The following is a 22,797-nucleotide window of genomic DNA, read 5'->3' as shown; positions in this document are numbered from 1 at the left end:
CAACTCATGGAAGCGCAGGCGACGGACTCGCTTGTGGGCTTGGTCAGGTCTCTTCCACGGTCAGCGTGTGCTGTTGATACCGCAGCAGGAGCGAGTGGTTCGACGCCGACCATGCCGTGCCTCGTTCTCGCGCTTCTGCAGCCCATCGGCAGGCCAGCGCAACGGCGTCGGGTGCAAGGATCCGCAGCTGCTGGCGTTGCTCGGCAGGTACGGCCCAGACCCTCATCAGCAGGTGGCTGGCCTCACTGCGTTTGCGATGGGAAACGTAGCCGCTTTGCGCGTCACTGAACCAGTCGACGGTGACCGCCAACAGGTCGGCCCTCGCCGGCCGACCGCCGTAGTCCGCTATGACCAACTCGAGCGTGCCGACGACGGTGTCGGCGTCTCGGAGCGCTTGCTCGACGAGACCGCGCCCGACAGGAAACGACATGCCGGACCGCGGGCGATCACGTCGGTATTCCTCCCAGGGAAGATCGTCGGGCACAAACTCAGCGTATAGGTCTGGGCCGCGTCGTTATGAGGCCAGCAGCTCGCCCCGAGGCCCTTCATGATCATTGGCACGGACGGTGAACAGATCCCGGGACTACCACCTGGCGCCTCGCCGAAGCAGTTCCGTCACTCCACGAGGTTGGGGAACGTTCCGAACGGGCCAACGGCACCGCCGGCCATCGTCAGCGAGATCACCCCGGTAGGAACCCGCGACAACGGCGGCAGCGACGGCGGCACGGCAGTCACCCCCAACGTGATGTGCGGACGGTAATCCGGGCCGACCAGACCCAACGGCCTGTGACCGAGGCTCAGGAACTCGCGGTGCACCGCATCCAGCTCCGGACTCCGGATCATCTCCAGGCCGAAGTAGTAGCCGCCGGTCGGCACGTAGTAATCGCCGGGCGGCACCACCGAGTACAGCAACCCGATGATCCTCGCCGGGAACGTCCGGCCGCGGTGACGTGCGACCGCCGCGGCGAGATCGGCCGTCCGGTCGGCGGCTTCCTCGACGTGCAGCACCGACACATGCGGGGGAGCGTCGTCACCCAGCAGCATCAGCGGCTCATGACCGTCCCCGACGACGTGCGACAGCTCGACCAGCGACCGTGACGTCTCCGCGTCCGGTCGCAGCACCACCCCGTAGGCCACGCGCACCACACTCTTCCCGATACACCACGGACAACATCGCCCGGCGGTCGCCGACAGACGTGAGGCGACCATTGTGCCAGCGCCCGAAAACCGAGGAACGTGTCAGCGAGACACCTGACCAAGGCGATGCCGGATCAACCGGAACACTCGCGCCCGGGGGAGTTGCGACCGTTTCCGCCTGAATCGGCTGAAATTCACGAGCCGGATCGCCGTGTCGCGTCGGCCGGGCTGTCCGGTCCGCCACCATGAACGCCGTGACGACAGGCGACGAGCACCCGCACGGCGGTGCGGACAAGCCGGCGCGGCGACGCACTCGCGACCGGGATCTGCCGCTCAAGTTGCTGCTGGGGACGCTCACCGCCGCCGGGCTGGGTTTGATCCTGTGGCACACACCGGCGGCCCGGGCCCGGCAGGAGCACGGCGTGAGCCGCATCGCCGAGAAGTACGGGATCCGGCCCGTGGGCGGCACGGTGGAGTGGTATTCGTCCGTGGACCCGCCCAACATGCTGATCCTGCCCGACGGCACCATCAAGGTCTGCCTCGTCCAGGGACCATACGATGACCCGCTCGTGCTGTGCGAAGGCCGCGAGCCCGCCCGCCGCAAATAACCATCCGGCACGCACGACGCCGCCCGTTACATCGACAATATTCCAGGTCGAGAATGTGTATTATGTAAACCTAGCCAGGGGAAGGGGTGCCCTAGGAGCCGTCGCGTTGCCGAGCGCGACATGTGGGCCGAACGGCATGGGCTTGCGCTTGGCCGCACAGTCGGATGCGCCCGAGGCCCAAAGGCCGCACCAAACAGCTGGCTGGGCACAACTCATCACGCGCCAAAAGCCACACCGGACAGCCCCGGCCAAGCGCTCAATGTTCGCTGAAACCGCCCCGCGACGCCTTTACGCGTCGAGGAATCACCTGCCGCTTCCGTGCAGAGATTCGGTCCCCTATAGGCCGGGCGGGCGCGCTGAACCTTCGAGGCGTACCGGCCCGGCCGAGCCCAGCGCCGTCCCGGGTGGGCCGGCCCTCCCGACGGCGCTCGGACCCAACGCGTCCGACTGCTTATCGTGAGAACCCAAACAGTACAAACGTGCGAAAGTGCTGTATAATAAGACATATGCATGACAGCGGCGACATGATGATCAGTGAGCTCATCCGGGACTTTCTGGCCGCGCGGGCCGTACGCAAGCCCTCGGTTCACACGCTGGCGGCGTACGAACGGGATCTGACCTCGGTCGTCGCCTTGATGGACCGTGACGATGTCACTCTGGGTGACCTCTCCCCTCGCTCGCTGCGGGCGGCCTTTGCCCGCTTCGCGAGTTCCCGGGCGCCGGCGTCGGTGGCGCGGGCCTGGTCGAGCTGGAACGCGTTCTTCACGTTCCTGGTGACCGAGCAGGTGGTGGCCGGCAATCCGATGTCGGCGGTGGACAAGCCGCGGCCGGCGGTCCACTCCCCCAAGCCGTTGCGGGGTGAGGACACTCCGGAGCAGCTGCTCGACGCGGTGAGCCGGGCCGATGACCGGCAGCGTGATCCTTGGCCGGAGCGTGATGTGGCCGTTCTGGCGCTGGCCCTGTGTGCGGGTCTGCGGTTGTCGGAGTTGCTGGCGTTGCGGGTGGGGTCGTTCGTGGGGCGTCCGGGTGAGCGGCGGGTCGACGTGGCCGGTAAGGGTGGGCGGCCGCGGACGGTGCCGATCGAGCCGGAGCTGGATGCTGTGGTGGAGCGTTATGTGGAGAGCCGCCGGTTGCGGTTCGGCCGGGTCGGTGCCGGTGACGCGCTGATGGTGGATCGCCAGGGTGCTCCGTTGCAGCGCGGTGGTCTGCAATATCTGGTGAGTTCGTGTTATCGCCGGGCCGGGGTCAACGATCGGGTGCCGCGGGGTGCCCAGTTGCATGCGTTGCGGCATACGTTCGCGACGCGGCTGGCTGAGGACGGGGCCAACGCGAGCGAGATCATGCGGTTGCTGGGGCATGCGTCGCTGGCGACGTCGCAGAACTACATCGAGGTGACGGCGGAGCAGCAGCGCGCGGCTGTGCGGGCGAACCGCACGAACCGCGCGCTGGGCCGCTTGGGCTGAACCAACGGCTGAACTGACACGGCTGAGGTCAGGCGACGCTGAGCTTGACCTCGATGTTGCCGCGGGTGGCCTGGGAGTAGGGGCAGAGCTGGTGGGCGGCTTCGATGAGCTGCTGGGCGGTGGTTTCGTCGACGCCGTTGATCTCGGCTTCGATGGTGGCGTCGAGCTGCAGGCCGGGGGTGCCGTCGGTCTTGGGGCTGATGCCGATGTCGACGGTGACGGCCGTGTCGGCGAGGGTGACCTTCTGCTGGCGGGCGACGGCTTTGATGGCGCTGTGGAAGCAGGCGGCGTAACCGGCGGCGAACAGTTGCTCGGGGTTGCTGTGGGCGCCGCCGGGGCCGCCCATCTCCTTGGGGACGGCGAGGTCGAAGTCGAGGACGCCGTCGCTGGAGCGGACGTGGCCGTTGCGGCCGTCGCCGGAGGCGGTGGCGCTGGCGGTGTAGAGGGTGGACATGGGGCCTCTTTCTGTCAGGTGGTGCCGCGGAGGCGGCTGAGCAGGTGGTGGAGCCGGCGGAATTCGTCGTCGGTGAGGTCGGTGGCGCAGGCGATGCGGCGGGGCAGGTCGCCGAGGTCGTCGCGCAGGCGGGTGCCGGATTCGGTGGGGTGCACGACGACGGTGCGTTCGTCGGCGGTGCCTCGTTCGCGGCGGACGTGGCCGGCGGTCTCGAGTCGTTTGAGCAGGGGCGAGAGGGTGCCGCTGTCGAGGTCGAGGTGGTGGCCGAGGTCGCGGACGGTGGTGGGGCCGCGGTGCCAGAGGACGCGCAGGGCGAGGTATTGCGGGTAGGTGAGGCCGTGGGCGTCGAGTGCGGGGCGGTAGGCGGCGGTCATGGCCCGGCTGGCTGCGTAGAGCTGGAAGCAGACCATCTGTTCGAGTCCGGTGCTGTCGACCATGACCGAACGGTAGCGCCCAATTTAGTTGCGCACAACCGGTATCTGGCGATGATCGCCACGGTGTGTGATCATCGCTCGCGTGCCGGACATCCGATTCGTACAGCTCTCCCCCGCGACGCTGACCGCGCTGATCGAGGGTGACCTGGCCGCCGCGAGTGCGGCCGCGGGCACCGTTCTGAGCCGATATCTGGTGGATGAGGCGTGGCTGTGGCGCGTCCGGCTGGAGGACATCGAGGCCGACCCGGCGGCCGCGGAGTGGATCGCGCGGGCGGCGGTGGCCGAGCCGGAGGGTGTGACGGTCGGTCACGCCGGGTTCCATGGGCCGCCGGATGCCGAGGGTGTGGTCGAGGTGGCGTACTCGGTGGCGCCCGAGCACCGGCGCCGGGGTTACGCCAAGGCGATGCTGCGGGCGCTGCTGGAACGGGCCGACGCGGACCCTCGGGTGACGGCGGTGCGGGCCAGTATCCGTCCCGACAATGTGGGTTCGCGGGCGACGATCGCCGGGTTCGGGTTCCGCAAGGTCGGCGAGCAGTGGGACCCGGAGGACGGTCTGGAGGACGTGTACCTGAGGCCGGCGAGCAACGGCCGGTAGGAGCTCTCAGCGGTCGAGCTGGACGACCAGGGGCAGGTGGTCGGAGACGGCCGGGCGGCTGGTGGTGACCTGCACGACCCGGCCGAGGTCGTCGAGGCCGCGCGGGTCGGCCAGGATGTGGTCGAGCTGGGCCCGGGGCATGGGGCTGGGGAAGGTCGCGGCGCGGGCCAGGGTGCGCCAGCCGGTGACGGCGCGGACCGGCCGGGCGGGCATGTTGAGGTCGCCCAGCAGCACCCGGGGCGCGGGCAGGGCCCGCAGGGCGCGGACGGCGTGGCGCAGTTGCCGCAGGTTCCAGCCGGGGACGAACGACAGGTGGGTGGTGGCGACGGTCATCGGGCCGCGCGGGGTGTCCAGGACGGCGGCGAGCAGCACCCGGGGTTCGTCCTTGAGCAGCCGCAGCCCGTTGTCGGGGTCGTAGATGGGTGAGCGCATGGGCGCGCCGGGCAGGGTGGTGATCTGCCAGCGGGTCACCGGGTAGCGGCTGACCAGGGCGATGCCGTACAGGGGGTGCTGGTTGTCGTCGTCGCTGCGCCAGGGTTGCCACGTCTCCCCCGGTGTGCCGACGACGGCGGCGGCGAAGCGGTGCACGGGGGCGCCTAGGGCGTCGGCGGCGATGGCGGTGAGGTCGAGCATGCCGCTGCGGGGCTGGGCCTTGTCGACCTCCTGCAGGCCCAGCACGTCGGCGTCGAGGTCGGCCACGGCGTCGGCGACCCGATCGGCGTGTACGGTGCCGTCGGACAGCGATCTGCCGTGCAGCAGGTTGAAGGTGGCCAGGCGCACGAGTCAGACCCTAACGAACCGGGAGAGGCAGATGTTCATCAAGGCGCTCTGCTGTTCAGTGATGATCTTCATCGCAGTCGCGGCGATCGGCATCTGGTTGCAGCGCCGCCGCGACCGATAATGCTGGGCATGACTGATGATCTGATCGCCGAGCTCGAGTCGCAGGAGCGCGAGCTCGAGCTGAGCCGTTTCGACAACACCGACGCGTGGCGGCTGGGCAGCCTGCTGGTGGATCTGGCGTCGCGGCGGCAGTTGCCGGTGGCGATCGACATCCGGCGGGGCCCGCAGCAGTTGTTCCACGCGGCGCTGCCGGGCAGTGTGGCCGACAACGACCGGTGGATCGAGCGCAAGGTACGGGTGGTCGAGCGCTACGGGGCGTCGTCGTTCCTGGTCGGCCGGCGGCTGGCCGCGAAGGGTCAGGAGTTGGACGCGGGCATGGGCGTGAACCCGGCCGACTACGCGGCGCACGGTGGGGCGTTCCCGGTCCGGATCCGCGAGGTCGGGGTGGTCGGGGTGGTGACCGTGTCGGGTCTGCCCCAGGCCGAGGATCACGCGCTGGTGGTGGAGGCGTTGCGGGCGTTTCGCTCGTAGCGAGAAATCCTTCCGCGCGGGTGGCCGGGCCGGGCAGGGTCGGGCCCATGAGATTGCTGATCCTGGGCGGGTCCGGCTTCGTGGGCCGGGCTGTCGCCGACGAGGCTGTGCGCCGTGGTTTCGACGTGACCGTTTTCAACCGGGGCCTTCGGCCGGCGCCGGCCGGGGTGACGGTGCTGACCGGTGACCGGCTGGGTGATCTGGGCGCGTTGGGCTCGGGGGCCTGGGACGCGGTCGTGGACACCTGGTCGGCCGAGGGTGACGCGGTGCGGCGTACGGCTGAGCTGCTCAGTGGCCGGGCCGGTCATTACGCGTACGTGTCGAGCCGGTCGGTCTACTCCGGCGAGCAGCGCGACCGGGCCGAGGAGGCCCCACTGGTCGACGAGGGCGACGACGGTTATGCCGGGGACAAGGTGCGCGGTGAGCGCGGGGCGGCGGTGTTCGACGGGCCGGTGCTGCTGGCCCGGGCCGGGCTGATCCTGGGACCGCACGAGGATGTGGGCCGGTTGCCGTGGTGGCTGAACCGGCTGGCCCGGGGCGGTCCGACGCTGGCGCCGGGCCCGCGGGAGCTGACGTTGCAGTACATCGACGCCCGCGACCTGGCGACCTTTCTGCTGGACGCGGCGGGCCGCGGGCTCGGCGGCCCGATCGATCTGTTCAGCCGGGCCGGGCACACCACGATGGGTGAGCTGCTGGAGGTCGCCAACGAGGTGACCGGTGGGCGCGCCGAGCTGCGCTGGACCGATCCGGCGGTGATCGAGGCGGCCGGTGTCGAGCCGTGGACGCAGCTGCCGATCTGGCTGCCGCCGGGTGAGCTGCACGACCTGCTGCACGAAGGTGACGTCTCGAAGGCGTACGGGGAAGGTCTGGTCTGCCGGCCGGTGCGCGAGACGGTGGCGGACACGTGGGCGTGGCTGCGGGCGTTGCCGGGCGAGGCGCCGCAGCGGGCCGATCGGCCCCGGGTGGGGCTCGACCCGCAGGTGGAGGCGAAGCTGTTAGGCGAGTAGCTCGGCGAGGCGGGCCGCGCCGATGTTGCCCCCGGAGATGATCACGCCGAGGCGGGCCGGGGGCGGGTCGAGCCGGCCCGCGAGCAGGGCGGCCAGGCCGGTGGCGCCGCTGGGCTCCATGACGAGTTTGAGCCGGTCGACGGCGAAGCGCAGGGCGTCGCGGATCTCGTCGTCGCTGATCAGCACGATCTGCTCGACGAGTTCGCGGTTGATGGAGAAGGTGAGCTCGCCCGGGGTGGGCGCGGCCTGGCCGTCGGCGATGGTGCGGGGCACGGGGATGCTGACGCGCCGGCCGGCGGCCAGCGACAGGAACGTGTCGTTGCCGGCTTCGGGTTCGACGCCGATCACCCGGATGCCCGGTTGCAGGCCGGTGGCGGCGACGGCGCTGCCGGCGATGAGCCCGCCCCCGCCGACCGGGACGACGATGGCGTCGAGCGGGCCGGTCTCGTCGAGCAGTTCGAGGGCGGCGGTGCCCTGCCCGGCGATGACGTCGGGGTGTTCGTAGGGCGGGATCAGCGCGAGGCCGCGGTCGGCGGCGAGGCGGGCGCCGATCTGCTCCCGGTTGCCGGTGTACCGGTCGTAGGTGATCACCTCGGCGCCGTACCCGGCGACCGCGTCGAGCTTGGAGCGCGGGGTGTCCTCGGGCATGACGATGACCGCGGTGGTGCCCAGTTCCTTCGCGGCCAGGGCGACGGCCTGGGCGTGATTGCCCGACGAGTACGCGGCGATGCCCCGGCGCAGCTGCTCGGGACTGAGTTTGCGGATGGCGTTGTAGGCGCCGCGGAACTTGAAGGCGCCGATGCGCTGCAGGTTCTCGGCCTTGAGGAACACCTCGGCGCCGACGCGGGCGTCCAGGGTGCGTGAGTGGATGACCGGGGTGCGGTGGGCGACGCCGTCGAGGCGCGCGGCCGCGTCCCGCACGTCCTGCAAGGTGACCATAAGTCGTTTCCCTCCGGGGCCCGGGGCCGATAACGTGCGCGTCGATGACGCTATCCCATGACAGTGACGGCACCGGCCCGGCTGTTCTGCTGCTGCATTCGACGGTGTGCGACCGGCGCATGTGGGGGCCCCAGGTGGCCCCGCTGACCGCGGCCGGGTTCCGGGTGGTGCGCTGCGACCTTCCCGGGTACGGCGACTCGCCGGTGCCGCCCGGCCCGGTCGATGTCGCCGCGGAGGTGCTCGGGGTGCTCGACGCCCTGGGCATCGGCCCGGCCGCGGTGGTCGGCTCGTCCGGCGGTGGTCAGGTCGCGCTGGAGCTGGCCGGGCGGTGGCCGGGACGGGTGAGCGCGCTGGCGTTGCTGTGCGCGGCCTCGCCCGAGCTGTCCCCCGGCCCGGAGCTGCGGTCGTTGTGGCAGCGCGAGAACGAGTTGCTCGACGCCGGTGACGTCGAGGCGGCGACCGAGCTCAACGTGCGGTTCTGGGTGGGGCCGCACGCCGATGACCAGGCGCGGGCGCTGGTCCGCGAGATGCAGCGGCACGCGTTCGAGGTGCAACTCGCCTCGCCCGGGGCCGAAGAGCTGGAGACCGCGTACGACCCGGCGGTGATCACGGCCCCGGCCCTGCTGGTCTCCGGGGCGCACGACCTGCCCGAGTTCGGAGCGCTGGCCGCCGACCTGGCCACCCGCCTGCCCGACGCCCGGCACGTCGAGCTGGACTGGGCCGGTCACCTGCCCAGCCTGGAGGACCCGGACCGGTTGAACGCGGTGCTGCTGCCGTTCCTGCAGAGGGTCAGCTCCCCGAAGCCTCAGCCCTGAGCGCGGTCCACCGGGCGACCTCGTCGTCGAGCACGCCCATCGGCAGGGCCCCGCCGCCGAGCACGAGGTCGTGGTAGCCCCGCAGGTCGAAGTCCGGGCCCAGCTCGTGTTCGGCCCGGGCCCGCAGCCGTTGCAGCTCGAGCCGGCCGACCATGTACGACAGGGCCTGCCCGGGCATCTCGATGTAGCGGTCGGTCTCGGAGCTGATCGCGACGTCGGCCATCACGGTGGTGGTCCGCAGGTAGTCCAGGACCCGCTGCCGGCTCCAGCCGAACGCGTGCAGCCCGGTGTCGACCACCAGGCGGGCGGCCCGGGTCGAGTCCATCGCCAGCATGCCCAGCCGGGCCAGGTCGTCGGAGTACAGGCCCATCTCGTCGGCCAGCCGTTCGCTGTAGAGGCCCCAGCCCTCGCTGTACGCGTTGATCCCGACCAGGCGGCGCAGCGGCGGGACCCCGGTCAGCTCCTGGGCGATGGTGATCTGGAAGTGGTGCCCGGGGACCGCCTCGTGGAAGGCCATCGCCTCGGCCACGTACCGGTTGCGTTCGCCGGCCCGGTAGGTGTTGACGAAGAACGTCCCCGGCCGGGAGCCGTCGAGGGCGGCCGGGCTGTACGACGCCTCGGCCGCGTTGGGGGCGTCGGCCTCGGGGACGGGCTCCACCACGCACCGGTGCGACGGGGTGCGGCCGAACCAGTCCGGCGCGGCCCGTTCGGCCCGTTCGATCGAGGACCGCGCCGCCGTCAGGACCTCATCGGCGCCACCCCACCGCAGGGTCGTGTCGGTGCGCAGGCGGTCCTGCACCTCGGCGGCGGTCCGCACGCCGAACACACGGGACCCGATCGACACGTACTCGTCGGTCAGTTGCTCGACGAGGTCGAGGCCGAGCTGATGCAGCTGCTGCGGGGTGTGGCCGGTCGTGGTGTGGGTCCGCGCCAGGGCCGCGTAGTGGGCTTCGCCGTCGGGCAGCCAGCACAACCCGGGCTGCTCGGGCGGGCGGCCGTGCGGGGCGACGCCGGCGTCGAGCGCCTCGCGGTAGGCGGCCAGGGCCGGGCGGACCGTGCCTTGGAGCAACCGGTCGCGTTCGGCCTCGCGCGACCCGGTCAGCGGTGGCTGCCGCAACGGGTCACCTGCCGGGTCGGCCAGATACCGGTCGAGGCGGGCGATCGCGTACCGGGCCCGCTCGGCGACCGGGGTGCGCCCGGCGGCGACCCCGGCGCGGTGGCGCCCGGTGACCCCGGCCAGGTACGCGGGGACGGCCGCGAGCCGGGCCAGGTAGGCCTGTTCCTGGGCCACACCGGCCGGGCGCACGGCCGGCACCATGGTCAGCAGCCGCACCAGCGGCGAGAGCACGTAGTCGGCCATCGTGTGCTCGACCAGCCGCGCGTCGAGCCGGTCGATCAGGGCGGCCGCCTGCTGGGCGACCACCGCCCGGGTGACCCGGTCCGGGCGGTCCTGCCCGGCCCGGGCGGCCAGCTCGGCCGCGCGCCGGCGCAGCCCCTGTTCGGCTGCCTCGTCATGGTCGCTGAGGAGATGCTCGTAGCCCGGCAGGCCCTGCAGGAACTCGTTGAGCGGGTCCTCCCGGGCCAGAACGTCGAGCAGGTCATCGGCAAGCGCGGCAGCGGTGTCCATGCCGTCGATCTTCCCCCTAGGGCTGCGGCCCCGATCAGGCGGCGGTGCGCAGGCCCTGGAGGTCGGTGGCGCCCAGGCGGGATGCCATCGTGGTACGGGCGGCGATCTTGGCGGCGTAGACGGCGCGGCGGCGGGCGACGCAGCCGTCCTTGGCCGCGCCGGTGTCCTGCTGGTCCATGTGGGTGGTCAGGCCGTCCTTGAGCAGGGCGAGGGCCTCGGTGCGCAGCTGCGACACCCGCGACTCGGTGACGCCCAGCTCGGCCGCGACCTCGGAGAGGGGCCGCTCGCGCAGGAACGACGCCTCGACGACGAAGCGCAGCCGCTCGGGCAGCACGGCGACGGCGTCGTGCAGGTAGCCGATGCGCTCGCGGTGCAGCAGCATCTCCTCGGGGTTGAGCGAGGTCTCGGTGACCATCTCCTCGGCGGTGCCGGCCGCGAAGCCCTGCAGCGACAGCACGGCGGCGCGCTGCACGTCGTCCTGCACGTTGGCCAGCTCGCTGACGCCGACGCCCAGCAGCGACGCCAGCTCGGTGTCGGTCGGGGTGCGGCCCAGCTGGGCGGTGAGCTCCTGGCGGGCCTGCTCGGCGCGGCGGGCGCGGGCCCGCACCGACCGGCTGGCCCAGTCGAGGCCGCGCAGCTCGTCGAGCAGGGCGCCGCGCACCCGCAGGGCGGCGAAGCGGCCGAACGGGATGCCGCGGGCCGGGTCGAACGCCTGGGCGGCGGTGACCAGCGCGGTGTAGCCGGCCGAGGCGAGGTCGTCGCGGTGCACGTGCGGCGGAACCTTGAACAGCAGCTCGCGCACCATGTGGCCGACCAGGGCCATGTTCTCGCGGATCAGTGTTTCCTGCTCGCGGCTGACGGTCGTGGTGGCGTTCATCGGTGGTTCCCCCTTGTCGTTGCTGACAGGAGGGAACTTTTGTGGGCGCCGGGTGCAACCGGAGGTCACTCACGGTTGCTGATTGGTTGCTCTCAGAAAAGGTGCCGGGGAATGCTCAAGTGAGCAGCCAGCCGTTCTCCACGGCCAGCCGTACGGCCTCGGCCCGCGTGCGGGCGCCGGTCTTGCCGATCGCCGCGGACAGGTGGTTGCGCACGGTGCCCTCGGACAGGTGCAGTTCCCGGGCGATGTCGGCGACCGTGCCGCCGTCGCGGGCCGCGCGCAGCACCCCGGACTCGCGATCGGTCAGCGGCGAGTCGCCCTGGGCCAGCGACTGCGCGGCCAGGCCCGGGTCGACCACGCGCAGCCCCTCGTGCACCCGGCGGACCGCGTCGGCGAGCTGACGGGCCGGGGTGTCCTTGACGATGAACCCGCCCGCGCCGGCCGCCATGGCCTGGCGCAGATAACCGGCCCGCCCGAACGTGGTCACCATCAGCACCCGCACCGCGGGCATCGCCTGATGCAACGCCCGCGCCGCGGCGACGCCGTCGAGGCCGGGCATCTCCACGTCCAGCAGCGCCACGTCGGGCCCGGCGGCCAGCGCGGCCGCGACCACCTCGTCACCGCGGCCGACCTCGGCCACCACCGTCAGGTCGGGTTCCATGTCGAGCAGGGCGGCCATGGCCCCGCGCACCAGAGCCTGGTCGTCGGCGAGCAACAGCTTGATCATGCCGGTACCTCCACGCGTACCCGGAAACCCGGCTCGTCGTCGCGGCGCCCGGCCGTCAGCCGCCCGCCCAGGGCCTCGGCCCGCCGGCGCAGCCCGGCCAATCCCTGCCCGCCCGGCGCCGGGGAGTCACAGCCGACCCCGTCGTCGAGGATCTCGACGCCGGCCGGGGCCAGCCGCACCCGGACATGGCGGGCCGAGCTGTGCCGCACCACGTTGGTGACCGCCTCGCGGATGGTCCAGGCGAACAACTCCCGGTTGCGGGTCGGCACCTCGTCGGCCGCGCCGGGCAGCTCCGCCTCGATGTTCGCGGCGGCCAGGGCCTCGCGGGCGGCGGCGATCTCGCCCGGCAGGGAGATGCCGCGGACCCCCATCGCGGTGGCCCGCACGTCGGCCAGCGCGTCGCGGGCCAGGGCCTCCAGGTCGGCCAGCTCCCGGCGGGCCCGGTCGAGGTCGACGTCGAGCAGCCGCTGCGCCAGTTCGGCCTTCACAGTGACCACGGTCAGCGAGTGCCCGAGGATGTCGTGCAGGTCGGCGGCGATGCGGGCCCGCTCGTCGGCCACCGCCCGGTCGGCCAGCTCGCGCTGGGCGGCGATGAGGCGCTGCTGGCGTTCGGCCGCCATCCGGATCCCGTACGTGGCCAGCGACCCGAGCAGCACGGCCAGGCCGTAGCCGCGGTCGGCCCACCCGTCGACCGCGCGCGGGGCGATCTCCGCCCCGGCGAACAGGATCAGCGCCAGCGGCACGGCCTGCACGATCGGCAGGTTGACCATGGCCAGCGCGGCGACGAAGACCAGGCAGGTCAGCGCGTGGTCACCGGAGCCCGGCACCTGCAACCCGAACAGGGCCAGCAGCGCGGCGATCCCGAGCCAGATCCGCAGGTGCCGCCGCGACGGCGAGGCCGGGCCCGGCGGGGGCACCCAGCGCCAGGGAGACGGGGCCCGGCGGCCGCGCGACACCAGGTACAGGTAACCGGCGGCGAACAGCCCAACGGAGATCAGCCCGGCGACCCGCCAGTACAGGTTGGGCTGCTCCAGCAGCGCGCTGACGTTGCCGCCGAGGTAGAACAGCCAGACGGCGGCGAAGATCCACCCGTAGCGCTGCGCCGTCATACCGAGGAACTTACGGCTCGTACGCGAGCGGTGTCCCGCGCGGCGGTGACCCTGGTGGTGAGGGTCATGCTCTTCATCGTGGGCCCCGGGCCGGGCGTGACATTCGTCAGGGCCGCCCCCTGGCGTACGGGTGCCGGGGCCAGCAGAATGCGGCGATGGAACCGAGCCACAGCGCGCTGATCGTCGCCGTCGCGGAGGCCGAACCCGTCGTCGCCGACCACCGCGACCGCCTCGACCAGGCCGCCTCCTGGGGAGTTCCGGCCCACGTCACCGTGGTGTTCCCGTTCCTGCCGCCGCCACAGATCGACCGGCGGGTGCTGACCGGTCTGCGCCGCGCCGCGGCCGGGGTGCCCGCGTTCTTCTGCAGCTTCGACCGGGTCGGCTGGTTCGGTGAGCGCGTCGTGTGGCTGGCCCCCGAGCCGTGCGGGCCGTTCCAGGCGCTGACGGCCGCGGTGACCGCCCGGTTCCCGGCCGCCCGGCCCTACGAGGGCCTCTACGACGAGGTCGTCCCCCACCTGACCATCGGGCACGACCATCCCCCGGCCGAGCTCAAGGCGGCGGCCGAAGCGGTCGCCGGCAAACTGCCCGTCCGGGCCCGGGTGACCTCGATGCGCCTGGCCGTGGGCTGCCCCGGCCCCGGCCCGTCCTGGACGACCCTGGAGGAGTTCGCCCTGGGCTGACCCGCCGCTATCCCCGCGCCGGGATGACCCGCTCGGCCAGCCAGTGCGCCACCCCGTCGGGGTACGGGGCAGGCACGCTCAGCACGAAATGCCGGAAGCCGGCGTCCAGCGACGCGTTGATCGCGTCCCTCGTGCGGTGCGGGTGCTCCCGGTCGGCGGCCAGGTGGATCGAGCGGGTGATGGCCGCCGGGTCGCGGCCGAGCTCGGCGCAGTACCGGTCGAGCAGGGCGCTGCGGGCCACGACGTCGTCGTGGTCGCCGCCGGGGATGTTCCAGATGTCGGCGTGCCGGGCGGCCACCCGCAGCGTCGCGGCCGACCGCCCGCCGATCAGCACGGGCGGCACCCGTACGGGCACGGGCCGGGCGAAGGCGCCGGTGAGCCGCACCCGCTCGCCGGCGAAGTCGAACGGCTCGGTCGCCGTCCACAGCCGCCGGATCACCGTGCACGCCTCGTCGAGACCGGTCACGGCGTCGGCGGTCGCGGCGAACGGCAGCCCGTACGCGTCGTACTCGCGGCGGCCCAGCGGGTGATCCGGGCGCGAGCCGACCCCGATGCCGAACTGCAGCCGCCCACCGGCGATCACGTCGACCGTGGCGGCGATCTTGGCGAGCACGGCCGGCGGCCGGAACCGGTTGCTGCTGACCAGCACGCCCACCTCGAGCCGGCTGGTCAGCGCGGCCAGGGCGGCCAGCAGCGTCCAGCCCTCCAAAACGGGACCGTCCGGGTCGCCGCCGATGGGCATGAGGTGGTCGAACACCCAGGCGTGGTCGATGGCATCGATCGTGTCGGCCTGCTGCCACACCCGCAGCAGGTCGTGGTAGCCGACGTGCATGGGCGCGGTCATGATGCCGAAGGTCGGCTTCACTTCCATGCGAGCTCTCCCTGGCCGGCGGCCGGCAGCGGCTCGCCCCGCAGGTAGGCGACGGTGGCCCGCTGCAGGTAGGCGACCCGCTCGGGGTTCTCGTCGGTAGTCTCGGCGGCGCCCGGGCCGACGATGCCGCCCAGCGAGTGTTCCGCGCCGTGCAGCGTGAGCAGCGTCTTGGCCCCCGGGCTGTCGTGGTAGGCGTCGGTGAACCAGTCGGGGCCGCGGGTGGTCAGCACGGACTGGTCCTTGTCGCCGGCCACGATCAGGGCCGGGGTGCTCATGGTGGCGAAGCCGGGGGTCATGAAGGCAAGGTGCTCGGCGGCGAACTCGCTCAGGTCGGCCCCGCCGCGGCCGGGGACCGCCAGCAGGATGCCGGAGGTGACGCGCGGGTCGGGCCGGCCGGGGCCGCGCACGCCCGCCCCGAGCAGGGTGCTCGCGGTCTGGGCGCCCCACGAGTGGCCGGCCACGGTGATCCGGGAGGTGTCGGCCCGCCCGGCCAGCCCGGGCACGGCGCTCTCCAGCTCGTCGAGGTGGTCCAGCACGCGGAGCAGATCCTCGGTGCGGATCCGCCAGATCTCGGGCGTCCGCGGGTCCTCGGGCGGCAGAGCCAGCGTGCGCGAGTCCAGATGGGTGGGCTGCACCACCACGAACCCGGCGGCCGCCCAGTGGTCGGCCAGCGGGCCATAGCCGTCCAGCGACCACCCGAACCCGTGGGAGAACACGACGACCGGCAGGCCGGTGCCGGTGACCGGCGCGGACACCCGTACCTGAAGGTCGGCGCCGCGCCCGGGTGCGGCCAGCCGCACCGGCTTGACGGAGATGATGGCGTCCATGGTTGCTTCCCGTCTGCTAATCGGAACCTTGTTCCGCAAACATACGGAGCGATGTTCCGATTGGCAAGTGCCGTCTGGCCGACCGGATGCCGCCTCTGGCATGCTGGTAAGCGGAACAGCATTTCGCTGCGGTGACGGGGGACGACGGTGGCAGGCAAGCGGGCCGACGCGCGGCGCAACGAGGAGACGCTGCTCGACGCGGCCGCCGCGGTGTTCGTCGCCGACGGGGTCGAGGCGCCCGTGCGCGACATCGCCGCCAAGGCCGGCGTCGGCATGGGCACCATCTACCGGCACTTCCCGACCCGCGCCGATCTGATCATCGCCGTCTACCGGCACCAGGTGGAGGCCTGCGCGCAGGCCGGGCCGGCCCTGCTCGAGTCCTGCGCCACCGCGTACGCGGCCCTGGGCCGCTGGATCAACCTGTTTGTCGACTTCCTGGTCACCAAGCACGGACTGGCCGCCGTCCTGCGCGGCGACCAGGCCGGGTTCGAGGCGCTGCACGCCTACTTCCTGGACCGGCTGGTGCCGGTGTGCGCGCAGTTGCTGGACGCGGCCGCAGCGGCCGGGCAGATCCGCTCCGACGTGGAAGCGCTCACCCTGATGCGCGGCGTCGGCAACCTGTGCATCGGCGCCGAGCACGACGTGCGCTACGACGCCCGCAAAATGGTCGAGGTCCTGATCGCCGGGCTGCGCCCGCAGCCGTGACCCGGGCGGTTCTCAGCCGGGCGGTTCGAGCTGGAACCGTTCGAAGCGTTCCAGTTCCGCGTCGACGACCGCGCGGTGGGTGCGCTCGTCGCCGTCGCCGACCCACGTCCACTGCTGCACCAGCAGCCGGCCGGCGGCCCGGTCGGTCTTCAGGTCGATCGCGGCGACGATCCGGTCACCGGCCAGCACCGGCAGCGCGAAATAGCCGTACCGCCGGCGCGGTTTCGGCACGTACGCCTCGAACACGTGCCGGTAGCCGAACAACAACTCCAGCCGGTCCCGCTGGATGATCAGCGGGTCGAACGGCGACAGCAACCGGACGGCGGCGACCTCCGGCGCCGGCGGGATGATGTCCAGGGTCTGCGGGGTGGCCCAGTGCTCGACGCCGGCGACGTCCACGGCCACCAGCTGCCCGCGGCGGACCCGTTGCCCGATCAGGTCGCGGACCGCGGGCTTGAGCCGGGGCGCGTGGAAACACACCGACGCCAGGCTGACCACCCCCTGACTGCGCAGGGCCCGGTCCAGCCGGTACGCCAGCTCCTGCCGCGCGGTGGCCGGGCGCGGCGGCTTGTCCCAGCCGAAGTGCCGGTCCATCAGCTCGTACGTCTTGACCATGCCGGCCCGTTCGCTGACCGTCAGCAGCCCCCACGTGAACGCCACCTCCAGGGCCAGCTTGGAAGGCTTCCGGCTGGCCCAGGCCCAGTCCTTGTCGACCAGCACGTCGTCGGTGATGTCGCGGATCGTCAGCGGGCCGCCCTCGCGCACCCGGGCCACCACGCGCCGCACGTCCTGCGGGCCGGCGTTGCGGTGCCACGGCCCGGTCCGCAGCTCCCGCATCTGCGGCAGGAAGAACCGCAGGTCCGCGGCCGGCACGTACGACAAGGCGTGCGTCCACGTCTCGAACACGCTCTTGTCGACGCTCTGCGCCCGGCGCAGGTCGGCTCGCCGATAGGCCGGGATGCGGTTGAACAGGATGTGGTGGTGGGCGCGCTCGATGACGTGGATCGTGTCGATCTGCACGTACCCCAGATGGGTCACCGCCGCCGCGACCGCCTGCGGCCCCGCCCCGAACGGCTCGGCGGTGCTCAGCCGTTGCGCCCGCAGCCAGATCCGCCTCGCGTCCTCGACCCGTACCCGCACAGTCACGATCATCAAGATAGGCCGCCGCAGGCCCCCGCGCCCGGCCCCGATACCGTCGGGCGGGTGACCGTACGCCTGCGCCCCGCCACCGATGCCGACATGCCCGCCGTCGGCGCCCTGCACCACCGGTCCCGAGCCTCGGCCTACGCCGGGCTGGTCGGCCCAGACGCGCTGACCTTCGGCTCGGAGCAGGCCCTCGGCGAGTGGTGGGCCGAACGCCGCCGGTGGGAGGCCGACACCCACCGGCTGACCGTCGCCGTCGATGACGACGGCATCGTCGGCTTCAGCTACCTGGGCCCCAGCGAGGACGAGGGCGTGACCGAGCTGTACGCCATCCACGTCCAGCCCGGGCACGTGGGCACCGGGGTGGGCCGGGCGCTGATGGACGACGCGCTGCCGCACCTGGGCCCGCGCGCGGTGCTGTGGGTGCTGGAGGGCAACACCCGGGCCCGCCGGTTCTACGAGAAGGCCGGATGGCTGGCCGACGGCACCACCCGCGACGCCCCGATGGGCGGCGAGCTGACCCACCAGCTGCGGTACGCCCGGCACTGATGAGTTTCCGCGGCCGGAGCCGTCTCACTACTGACAGGACAACCCGCCGGTAGAGGAGACACCGATGAGCGACATCGCAGCACAGACCGCGGACGGCAAGGTGCTCTGGCACTTCACCATGTCCCTGGACGGGTTCGTGGCCGGCCCGGACGACGACATGGACTGGATGATGACCGGTATCTCACCCCAGCCGGGCCTGATCGAGCAGTACGTGGCCACCACCGGCGCGGTCCTGGGCGGGCGGCGCGGCTGGGACAGCTTCCCCGACCCGAACGCCGTCTACGGCGGCGCCTGGACCGGGCCCATCTTCGTGCTCACCCATCACCCCGAGGACGCGAAACCGGCCGACGGTGTCACGTTCCTCGACTGCGACGTGGCCGAGGCGGTGCGGATCGCGCTGGCCGCGGCCGGCGGCGCCAACGTCGAGGTGCTGTCGCCCACCATCGGCGCCCAGCTGCTCGAACGGGACCTGATCGACGAGATCGACCTGCACATCGCGCCGGTGCTGCTCGGCCAGGGCGTCCGGCTGCTCGACCTGCCCGGCGCCCGCCCGCACTACCTGCACCGGGTCGGCGCCGGCGACCCGACGGCCGAGCTGAGCGTGCGCTACCGCCCGGTCAGGGCGTGACCTTGTTCCGGGCGTTCGTGGCCGCCGGTTGGACTTCAGGCGACGCCGATCAGGACTTCTCCGGGGCCGCGGCGGCCTCAGCCAACGGGTAGCGGTTCAGCGGTAACCCGTGCTCCCCGCCCACCGGGCCGCACGCGGGGTCCGCATTTCCACCGCCGGGCCCGGCTCGGTGCCGGGGCCGAGCGGCTCAGCCGACGGCCAGGCTGACCCCGCACCACACCGGTGGCCACGGCAACCTCGGTCGACTTGACCGCATCCTCCGGCGAAGGAGCCGAACCGCCGCCCGCCCCGGCAAGGACGCCGGGACGGGCGGCGGTTCTCATGAAGGGTTCGGTGTCGTCAGGTCCGCTCGGGCACGGGATGCACGCCGTCCGTGCCGGGCGACGAGACCGCTGCGCCCCGACTCGAATACCACCGCCAACGGGGTGGCAAGGAACACCGACGAGTACGTGCCGACACTGATACCGATGAGTAGCGCCACGGCGAAGTCCACCAGCGAGTCCCCGCCGAGCACAGCAAGCGCGGTGAGGATGAAGATCGCACCCAGGCCGGTGTTCACCGTGCGTGGCACGGTCTGCAGGCAGCCGGTGTTGGCCAGGCGGGCGAACGGAGTCCGGTCGTTGTCCTTGGCCCTGACCAGTTCCCGGATGCGGTCGAAGGTGACGACCGAATCGTTGACCGAGTATCCGATCACGGTGAGCAGGGCGGCGAGGAAGACTCCGTCGACCGGCCTGCCCAGCCAGGCGAACACGCCGACCAGCACGAGCACGTCGTGGGCCATCGCCAGCACGGCCGCGGCGCCCCACTGCCAGCGGAACCGCACGGCCAGGTAGGCCAACTGGGCGGCGAGGGCGACGGCCAGCGCGATGAGGGCGTTGCGGCGTAGTTCGGCGCCGAGGGTGGGCCCGATCTTCTCGTCCCGCAGCCGTTGAATGTCGCCGCCGCCGGCCTGGGCCAGCGCGGAGCGTACGTCGGTTTCGGTTGCCTCGTCGAAGTTGCCGGCTCGGACGCTGATGTTGCCGTCGCCGGACGTGGTGACTACCGCCCGGTCCAGGCCGGCCGATGTCACGGCGGTGCGGGCGTCGTCGGCCGACAAGGGTGTGGTCGCGGCGTACTCGACCAGTCGGCCTCCGGTGAACTCCACGCCCAGTTCCAGGCCTCGCACCCCGATGCCGGCCAACGCCAGCACGGTGGCCGCCACCGAGACGCCCAGCCACAGGCGCCGGCTCTTCATGATGTCGGGCTCGCGGGCTTCCAGTTTGCGGCGTACCCAGCCGATGCCGGCGAGGCCACTCCAACCTGGCCGGCGTGTCAGCCAGCGGGTGTTGACCAGGGGCGATGCCAATACCCGGGTGAGTATCAGCGCGGTGAACATCGATGCCACGACGCCGATGGACAGCGTGATGCCGAATCCGCGTACCGGGCCGGAGGCGAGGAAGAACAGCAGTCCGGCCGCGAGCAGGGTGGTGATGTTGGAGTCGGCGATCGCCGACCAGGCGTTCGCGAACCCCGACCGCAGGGCGGTACGCAGGCTGCGCCGTTGCCCGCCGGCGGCGTACTCCTCCCGGGCCCGTTCGAAGATCAGCACATTGGCGTCGAGGGCCATGCCGATCGCCAGGACGAACCCGGCCAGGCCCGGCAGCGTCAGGGTGGCGCCGATGGCCAGTAGTGCCGCGTAGGAGATGACGCCGTAGCAGATCAACGCGATGGCGGCGACGCCGCCGACGAGCCGGTACACGGCGACGATGAACAGGATCGTGGCGATCATCCCGATGACGGCGGCCAGCGCCGAGGCGTCGATCGCCGCCTTGCCCAGGCTCGGGCCGACCGTACGCTGCTCGATGATCTCGACCGGGACCGGCAGGCCGCCGGCGCGGACGAGCAGGGCCAGGTCTTTCGCCTCTGCCTCGGTGAACGATCCGGTGATCTGGGTGCGGCCGCCGCTGATGCCGGCGTCGCAGGCGACGTCCTCCTCAACCTGAGGCGACGAGATCACCTCCTGGTCGAGCACGATTGCTACCCGCCGGGCCGGGTCGCCGACCGGTGCGCAGGCGGCCGTACCGGTCAGCTTCCGCCACGCTTCACCGCCGTTGCCGCGGAAGTCGAGGTTGACGTGCCACGCACCGAACTCGCTGAGGGTGGCGGCGGCGCCGTCGATCTGCTGCCCGGAGAGGGCGGGCGGTCCCAGCCGCAGGGGCTGCCCGTCCTCCGACGTAAGCACGATCTCCGCAGGCGTTGCCGGCGTCGGGGCGGCCGGGGCCGACGACGAGGCCGACGGCGTGGGTGCGGCACCCAGGACCGGCCGGAAGCTCAGTTGAGCGGTGCGGCCGATGACCCGTACCGCCTCGGCTGGTTCGGTCACGCCCGGCAGTTCGACGATGATGCGCCGCTCACCGGAGCGGGCCAGGGTCGGCTCGGCCACACCGAGCTCGTCGACGCGGCGGCGCAACACTTCGAGCGCCTCATCGGTGGTAGCCGGGTTCGCCTGGGCGAACTCGCCATCACGGGTTTCGAGAACTATCTGGGTTCCACCGCGCAGGTCCAGCCCGAGCCGGGGCGGCCGGGTGGCCAGAAGCCACCCCGACACCGCCAACACGACCAGGGCCAGAACCGCGCGCACAACAATGGCGCGCGACATTTCGGATGCTCCTCAACGCAGAAGGCCCGCGCGGCTGCTACAGGGCGCCACCGCGGGTGAAAGAACAGGACACTGCTACGCCGGCAGGCGTGGCGGTGCTCGGCCTCTCAACGCGTGCAGGAGCATCGAAGGCGTCGCGGCTGAGGCCGTCCCCGCGGTGGCCGGCCACTCGACCCGCCGTCGAACACCGAAGAGGAAGGCAACGACCGAGGCGACGAACAGCAACAGCGCGCCGCGTAGAGGCTTGCCGACCGGGTGAGCTTCCGGGAGCACCGGCATGACCGAGTACGGAACCGCGGCAACCATCGCGGGGCGGGGCGATTCATCCACCGAGGACCACTCGCCGCGGCCCACACCGGCCAGGGCGATCCAGGCGGCACTCAGCACGAGCGTCAGAACGGCGGCATGCCGTGCCCGCCGCGCCCACCGCTCAACCCACACGCCCGGTCCCCTCTCCGACCCGGCCCAACGTACCGCGCCGAGTCACACCCACCGATCAGGGCTCCCGGTGGCTTCTGGTGCCCGTCGGCCGCGATGGGGATCAGCTTGTGCCCGGTGCCGCACCCGAGCTCCAGCACGCTCCCGCCCTGCCGATCGGCCTCGGCCCGGTAGAAGTCGGCTGCGGCCCCGCCGCCCGGGAACATCAGGTCGTACAGCCTCGCGTGCGAGTAGAACGCTTCGCTCATCAAGCGCCTCCTGCCGTTCGACCCCATCCGCGGGTGGCCAGGGTCGCCCGCTGATTCAAGCGCGTGCGCCGCGTCGTGCCTAAGCGAGGTGGCTCACCCATCCAGATTGCTCGTTGCCGTCCGGAGTTGGCTCAGCCACTCGATGCCGAGTCGGTGGCCGTCGGGGAACTGGTCGTCGCGATCCCAGCGCCACGCCGTGATCATGGACAGCACGAGGGTCCGGCAATCCTTGAGCAGGCGGTGATCGGCACCCGGGTAGTGGTCGCCGACGTCGTCGGGCGCGTGGGCCAGGTCGAACTCGATCAGCCCGCGGCAGCACGTCTCGAAGTCGATGAAAAGAGGGCCGGTCCGGGTCGAGATCAGGTTGCCGGGATGGGGTTCGCCGTGCAGGAGTTGCTCGGGCCGGCCGCTCTCCGTGACCGCTCGTCGCATGCGGTTCAACGTACTGGCGAGGAAGACCCGGTCCGAGGCAGCCAGTTCCGGCGTTAGGGTGCCCCTGTTCGCGGTCGACCTGCGTCGAGCTGGGTTCATCATCCGGCACTTGCTCTGCTGAGGCGTGTGCGTCGGTCTTCGGGGTCGGTCCCATCGTGCACGGCTACACGGCCGGCCTTGCCAAGTACCAGAGCCGCTTGCCGGAAATCTTGAGCAGGACACCACCGGTGTCCTGGCTCCGTGTATCTGGCGAATGGTCAAGGCTCCTACCTGGGTTTTGACAGATAGGCAGAGCCCAAACTTGGCCTCTTGGCTCTGCGAATCTGTCAAATTTAGAAGTGCTCGATGGGCGCATTAACTTTATCCAGAGGTGATGTTGGAATCGACAACCGGCGGCAATGGATGGTGTGCGCCACGGCCGTTTGCGCGTTGGTCCTGCCTTTGGCCGGTGCTCACAGCCGCTGAATGCCGATGG

At 71.8% G+C, this 22,797-nt stretch carries 26 protein-coding genes; 10 read left to right on the top strand and 16 right to left on the bottom strand.

The window, feature by feature from the left end; all coding sequences use genetic code 11:
- Positions 1–43 precede the first annotated feature (43 nt).
- Both HJC40_RS23985 and HJC40_RS23980 read right to left on the bottom strand, forming a co-directional pair.
- Positions 44–484 (bottom strand): hypothetical protein, encoded by a 441-nt coding sequence (locus HJC40_RS23985; RefSeq protein ID WP_250003644.1) that lies wholly within the window; start codon positions 482–484, stop codon positions 44–46.
- Between the two features lie 131 nt (positions 485–615).
- Positions 616–1,143 (bottom strand): 2'-5' RNA ligase family protein, encoded by a 528-nt coding sequence (locus HJC40_RS23980; protein ID WP_250003643.1) that lies wholly within the window; start codon positions 1,141–1,143, stop codon positions 616–618.
- 239 nt (positions 1,144–1,382) lie between these two features.
- On the opposite strand from HJC40_RS23980, the gene HJC40_RS23975 reads away from it, so the two are divergent.
- Positions 1,383–1,745 carry a hypothetical protein gene (locus HJC40_RS23975; RefSeq protein WP_250003642.1) on the top strand — a complete coding sequence of 121 codons (363 nt, stop codon included), beginning with the start codon at positions 1,383–1,385 and terminating at the stop codon, positions 1,743–1,745.
- 506 nt (positions 1,746–2,251) lie between these two features.
- The gene (locus HJC40_RS23970; protein WP_250003885.1) at positions 2,252–3,208 is read left to right on the top strand and encodes a tyrosine-type recombinase/integrase; all 957 of its coding nucleotides are present in this window, start codon (positions 2,252–2,254) and stop codon (positions 3,206–3,208) included.
- A gap of 28 nt (positions 3,209–3,236) precedes the next feature.
- On the opposite strand, the gene HJC40_RS23965 is transcribed toward HJC40_RS23970, so the two are convergent.
- Positions 3,237–3,662 carry an organic hydroperoxide resistance protein gene (locus tag HJC40_RS23965; protein WP_250003641.1) on the bottom strand — a complete coding sequence of 142 codons (426 nt, stop codon included), beginning with the start codon at positions 3,660–3,662 and terminating at the stop codon, positions 3,237–3,239.
- 14 nt (positions 3,663–3,676) lie between these two features.
- On the bottom strand, positions 3,677–4,099 hold the full coding sequence (locus HJC40_RS23960; RefSeq protein ID WP_250003640.1) for a MarR family winged helix-turn-helix transcriptional regulator: 423 nt from the start codon (positions 4,097–4,099) through the stop codon (positions 3,677–3,679).
- Between the two features lie 79 nt (positions 4,100–4,178).
- On the opposite strand from HJC40_RS23960, the gene HJC40_RS23955 reads away from it, so the two are divergent.
- The gene (locus HJC40_RS23955) at positions 4,179–4,691 is read left to right on the top strand and encodes a GNAT family N-acetyltransferase (protein ID WP_250003639.1); all 513 of its coding nucleotides are present in this window, start codon (positions 4,179–4,181) and stop codon (positions 4,689–4,691) included.
- Between the two features lie 6 nt (positions 4,692–4,697).
- Here HJC40_RS23955 and HJC40_RS23950 read toward each other — a convergent pair whose 3' ends face one another.
- Positions 4,698–5,471, bottom strand: a complete 774-nt coding sequence (locus tag HJC40_RS23950; protein WP_250003638.1) for an endonuclease/exonuclease/phosphatase family protein — start codon at positions 5,469–5,471, stop codon at positions 4,698–4,700.
- Between the two features lie 129 nt (positions 5,472–5,600).
- Here HJC40_RS23950 and HJC40_RS23945 point away from each other — a divergent pair, with 129 nt between their 5' ends.
- On the top strand, positions 5,601–6,062 hold the full coding sequence (locus HJC40_RS23945; RefSeq protein WP_250003637.1) for a heme-degrading domain-containing protein: 462 nt from the start codon (positions 5,601–5,603) through the stop codon (positions 6,060–6,062).
- 47 nt (positions 6,063–6,109) lie between these two features.
- Positions 6,110–7,069, top strand: coding sequence for an NAD-dependent epimerase/dehydratase family protein (locus HJC40_RS23940; RefSeq protein WP_250003636.1), 960 nt, complete (start codon positions 6,110–6,112; stop codon positions 7,067–7,069).
- On the opposite strand, the gene HJC40_RS23935 is transcribed toward HJC40_RS23940, so the two are convergent.
- Entirely contained in the window at positions 7,058–8,008 is a 951-nt protein-coding gene (locus HJC40_RS23935; protein ID WP_250003635.1) for a pyridoxal-phosphate dependent enzyme, read from the bottom strand. The two genes, HJC40_RS23940 and HJC40_RS23935, sit on opposite strands and share 12 nt — an antisense overlap.
- A 44-nt stretch (positions 8,009–8,052) precedes the next feature.
- On the opposite strand from HJC40_RS23935, the gene HJC40_RS23930 reads away from it, so the two are divergent.
- Positions 8,053–8,823 (top strand): alpha/beta fold hydrolase, encoded by a 771-nt coding sequence (locus HJC40_RS23930; RefSeq protein WP_250003634.1) that lies wholly within the window; start codon positions 8,053–8,055, stop codon positions 8,821–8,823.
- On the opposite strand, the gene HJC40_RS23925 is transcribed toward HJC40_RS23930, so the two are convergent.
- From HJC40_RS23925 to HJC40_RS23910, 4 genes are all read right to left on the bottom strand, one after another.
- Positions 8,798–10,450 carry a DUF885 family protein gene (locus HJC40_RS23925; RefSeq protein WP_250003633.1) on the bottom strand — a complete coding sequence of 551 codons (1,653 nt, stop codon included), beginning with the start codon at positions 10,448–10,450 and terminating at the stop codon, positions 8,798–8,800. The two genes, HJC40_RS23930 and HJC40_RS23925, sit on opposite strands and share 26 nt — an antisense overlap.
- A gap of 34 nt (positions 10,451–10,484) precedes the next feature.
- Positions 10,485–11,327 (bottom strand): sigma-70 family RNA polymerase sigma factor, encoded by an 843-nt coding sequence (locus HJC40_RS23920; protein ID WP_250003632.1) that lies wholly within the window; start codon positions 11,325–11,327, stop codon positions 10,485–10,487.
- A gap of 115 nt (positions 11,328–11,442) precedes the next feature.
- On the bottom strand, positions 11,443–12,054 hold the full coding sequence (locus HJC40_RS23915) for a response regulator transcription factor (RefSeq protein WP_250003631.1): 612 nt from the start codon (positions 12,052–12,054) through the stop codon (positions 11,443–11,445).
- Entirely contained in the window at positions 12,051–13,163 is a 1,113-nt protein-coding gene (locus HJC40_RS23910) for a sensor histidine kinase (RefSeq protein ID WP_250003630.1), read from the bottom strand. The genes HJC40_RS23915 and HJC40_RS23910 overlap by 4 nt, the downstream gene beginning before the upstream one ends.
- A gap of 155 nt (positions 13,164–13,318) precedes the next feature.
- On the opposite strand from HJC40_RS23910, the gene HJC40_RS23905 reads away from it, so the two are divergent.
- Entirely contained in the window at positions 13,319–13,843 is a 525-nt protein-coding gene (locus HJC40_RS23905) for a 2'-5' RNA ligase family protein (protein WP_250003629.1), read from the top strand.
- A 7-nt stretch (positions 13,844–13,850) separates the two neighbouring features.
- On the opposite strand, the gene HJC40_RS23900 is transcribed toward HJC40_RS23905, so the two are convergent.
- Together HJC40_RS23900 and HJC40_RS23895 are read right to left on the bottom strand one after the other, a co-directional pair.
- Positions 13,851–14,714, bottom strand: coding sequence for an LLM class flavin-dependent oxidoreductase (locus HJC40_RS23900; RefSeq protein WP_250003628.1), 864 nt, complete (start codon positions 14,712–14,714; stop codon positions 13,851–13,853).
- Positions 14,705–15,541 carry a chlorophyllase gene (locus HJC40_RS23895; protein ID WP_250003627.1) on the bottom strand — a complete coding sequence of 279 codons (837 nt, stop codon included), beginning with the start codon at positions 15,539–15,541 and terminating at the stop codon, positions 14,705–14,707. The genes HJC40_RS23900 and HJC40_RS23895 overlap by 10 nt, the downstream gene beginning before the upstream one ends.
- A 147-nt stretch (positions 15,542–15,688) precedes the next feature.
- Here HJC40_RS23895 and HJC40_RS23890 point away from each other — a divergent pair, with 147 nt between their 5' ends.
- A complete protein-coding gene (locus HJC40_RS23890; RefSeq protein ID WP_250003626.1) occupies positions 15,689–16,246 on the top strand; it encodes a TetR/AcrR family transcriptional regulator in 558 nt (185 codons plus the stop codon).
- Positions 16,247–16,258: 12 nt separating this feature from the next.
- On the opposite strand, the gene HJC40_RS23885 is transcribed toward HJC40_RS23890, so the two are convergent.
- On the bottom strand, positions 16,259–17,392 hold the full coding sequence (locus tag HJC40_RS23885) for a winged helix-turn-helix domain-containing protein (RefSeq protein WP_250003625.1): 1,134 nt from the start codon (positions 17,390–17,392) through the stop codon (positions 16,259–16,261).
- 57 nt (positions 17,393–17,449) lie between these two features.
- On the opposite strand from HJC40_RS23885, the gene HJC40_RS23880 reads away from it, so the two are divergent.
- Together HJC40_RS23880 and HJC40_RS23875 are read left to right on the top strand one after the other, a co-directional pair.
- Entirely contained in the window at positions 17,450–17,938 is a 489-nt protein-coding gene (locus tag HJC40_RS23880) for a GNAT family N-acetyltransferase (protein ID WP_250003624.1), read from the top strand.
- A gap of 64 nt (positions 17,939–18,002) precedes the next feature.
- Positions 18,003–18,566, top strand: a complete 564-nt coding sequence (locus HJC40_RS23875) for a dihydrofolate reductase family protein (protein ID WP_250003623.1) — start codon at positions 18,003–18,005, stop codon at positions 18,564–18,566.
- Between the two features lie 319 nt (positions 18,567–18,885).
- Here HJC40_RS23875 and secD read toward each other — a convergent pair whose 3' ends face one another.
- From secD to HJC40_RS23860, 3 genes are all read right to left on the bottom strand, one after another.
- Positions 18,886–21,204, bottom strand: coding sequence for a protein translocase subunit SecD (secD, locus tag HJC40_RS23870; protein ID WP_250003622.1), 2,319 nt, complete (start codon positions 21,202–21,204; stop codon positions 18,886–18,888).
- A 392-nt stretch (positions 21,205–21,596) separates the two neighbouring features.
- Positions 21,597–21,890, bottom strand: coding sequence for a hypothetical protein (locus HJC40_RS23865; protein ID WP_250003621.1), 294 nt, complete (start codon positions 21,888–21,890; stop codon positions 21,597–21,599).
- A gap of 93 nt (positions 21,891–21,983) precedes the next feature.
- Positions 21,984–22,421: a phosphotransferase gene (locus HJC40_RS23860; RefSeq protein ID WP_250003620.1), complete on the bottom strand. Its 438-nt coding sequence runs from the start codon at positions 22,419–22,421 to the stop codon at positions 21,984–21,986.
- Between the last annotated feature and the right edge of the window lie 376 nt (positions 22,422–22,797).

Source organism: Actinoplanes sp. M2I2 (genome assembly GCF_023544445.1).
Taxonomy (GTDB): Bacteria; Actinomycetota; Actinomycetes; order Mycobacteriales; family Micromonosporaceae; genus Actinoplanes.
The sequence above is the reverse complement of the archived record's forward strand: the minus strand, read 5'-3'. Positions and strand labels throughout refer to the sequence as shown.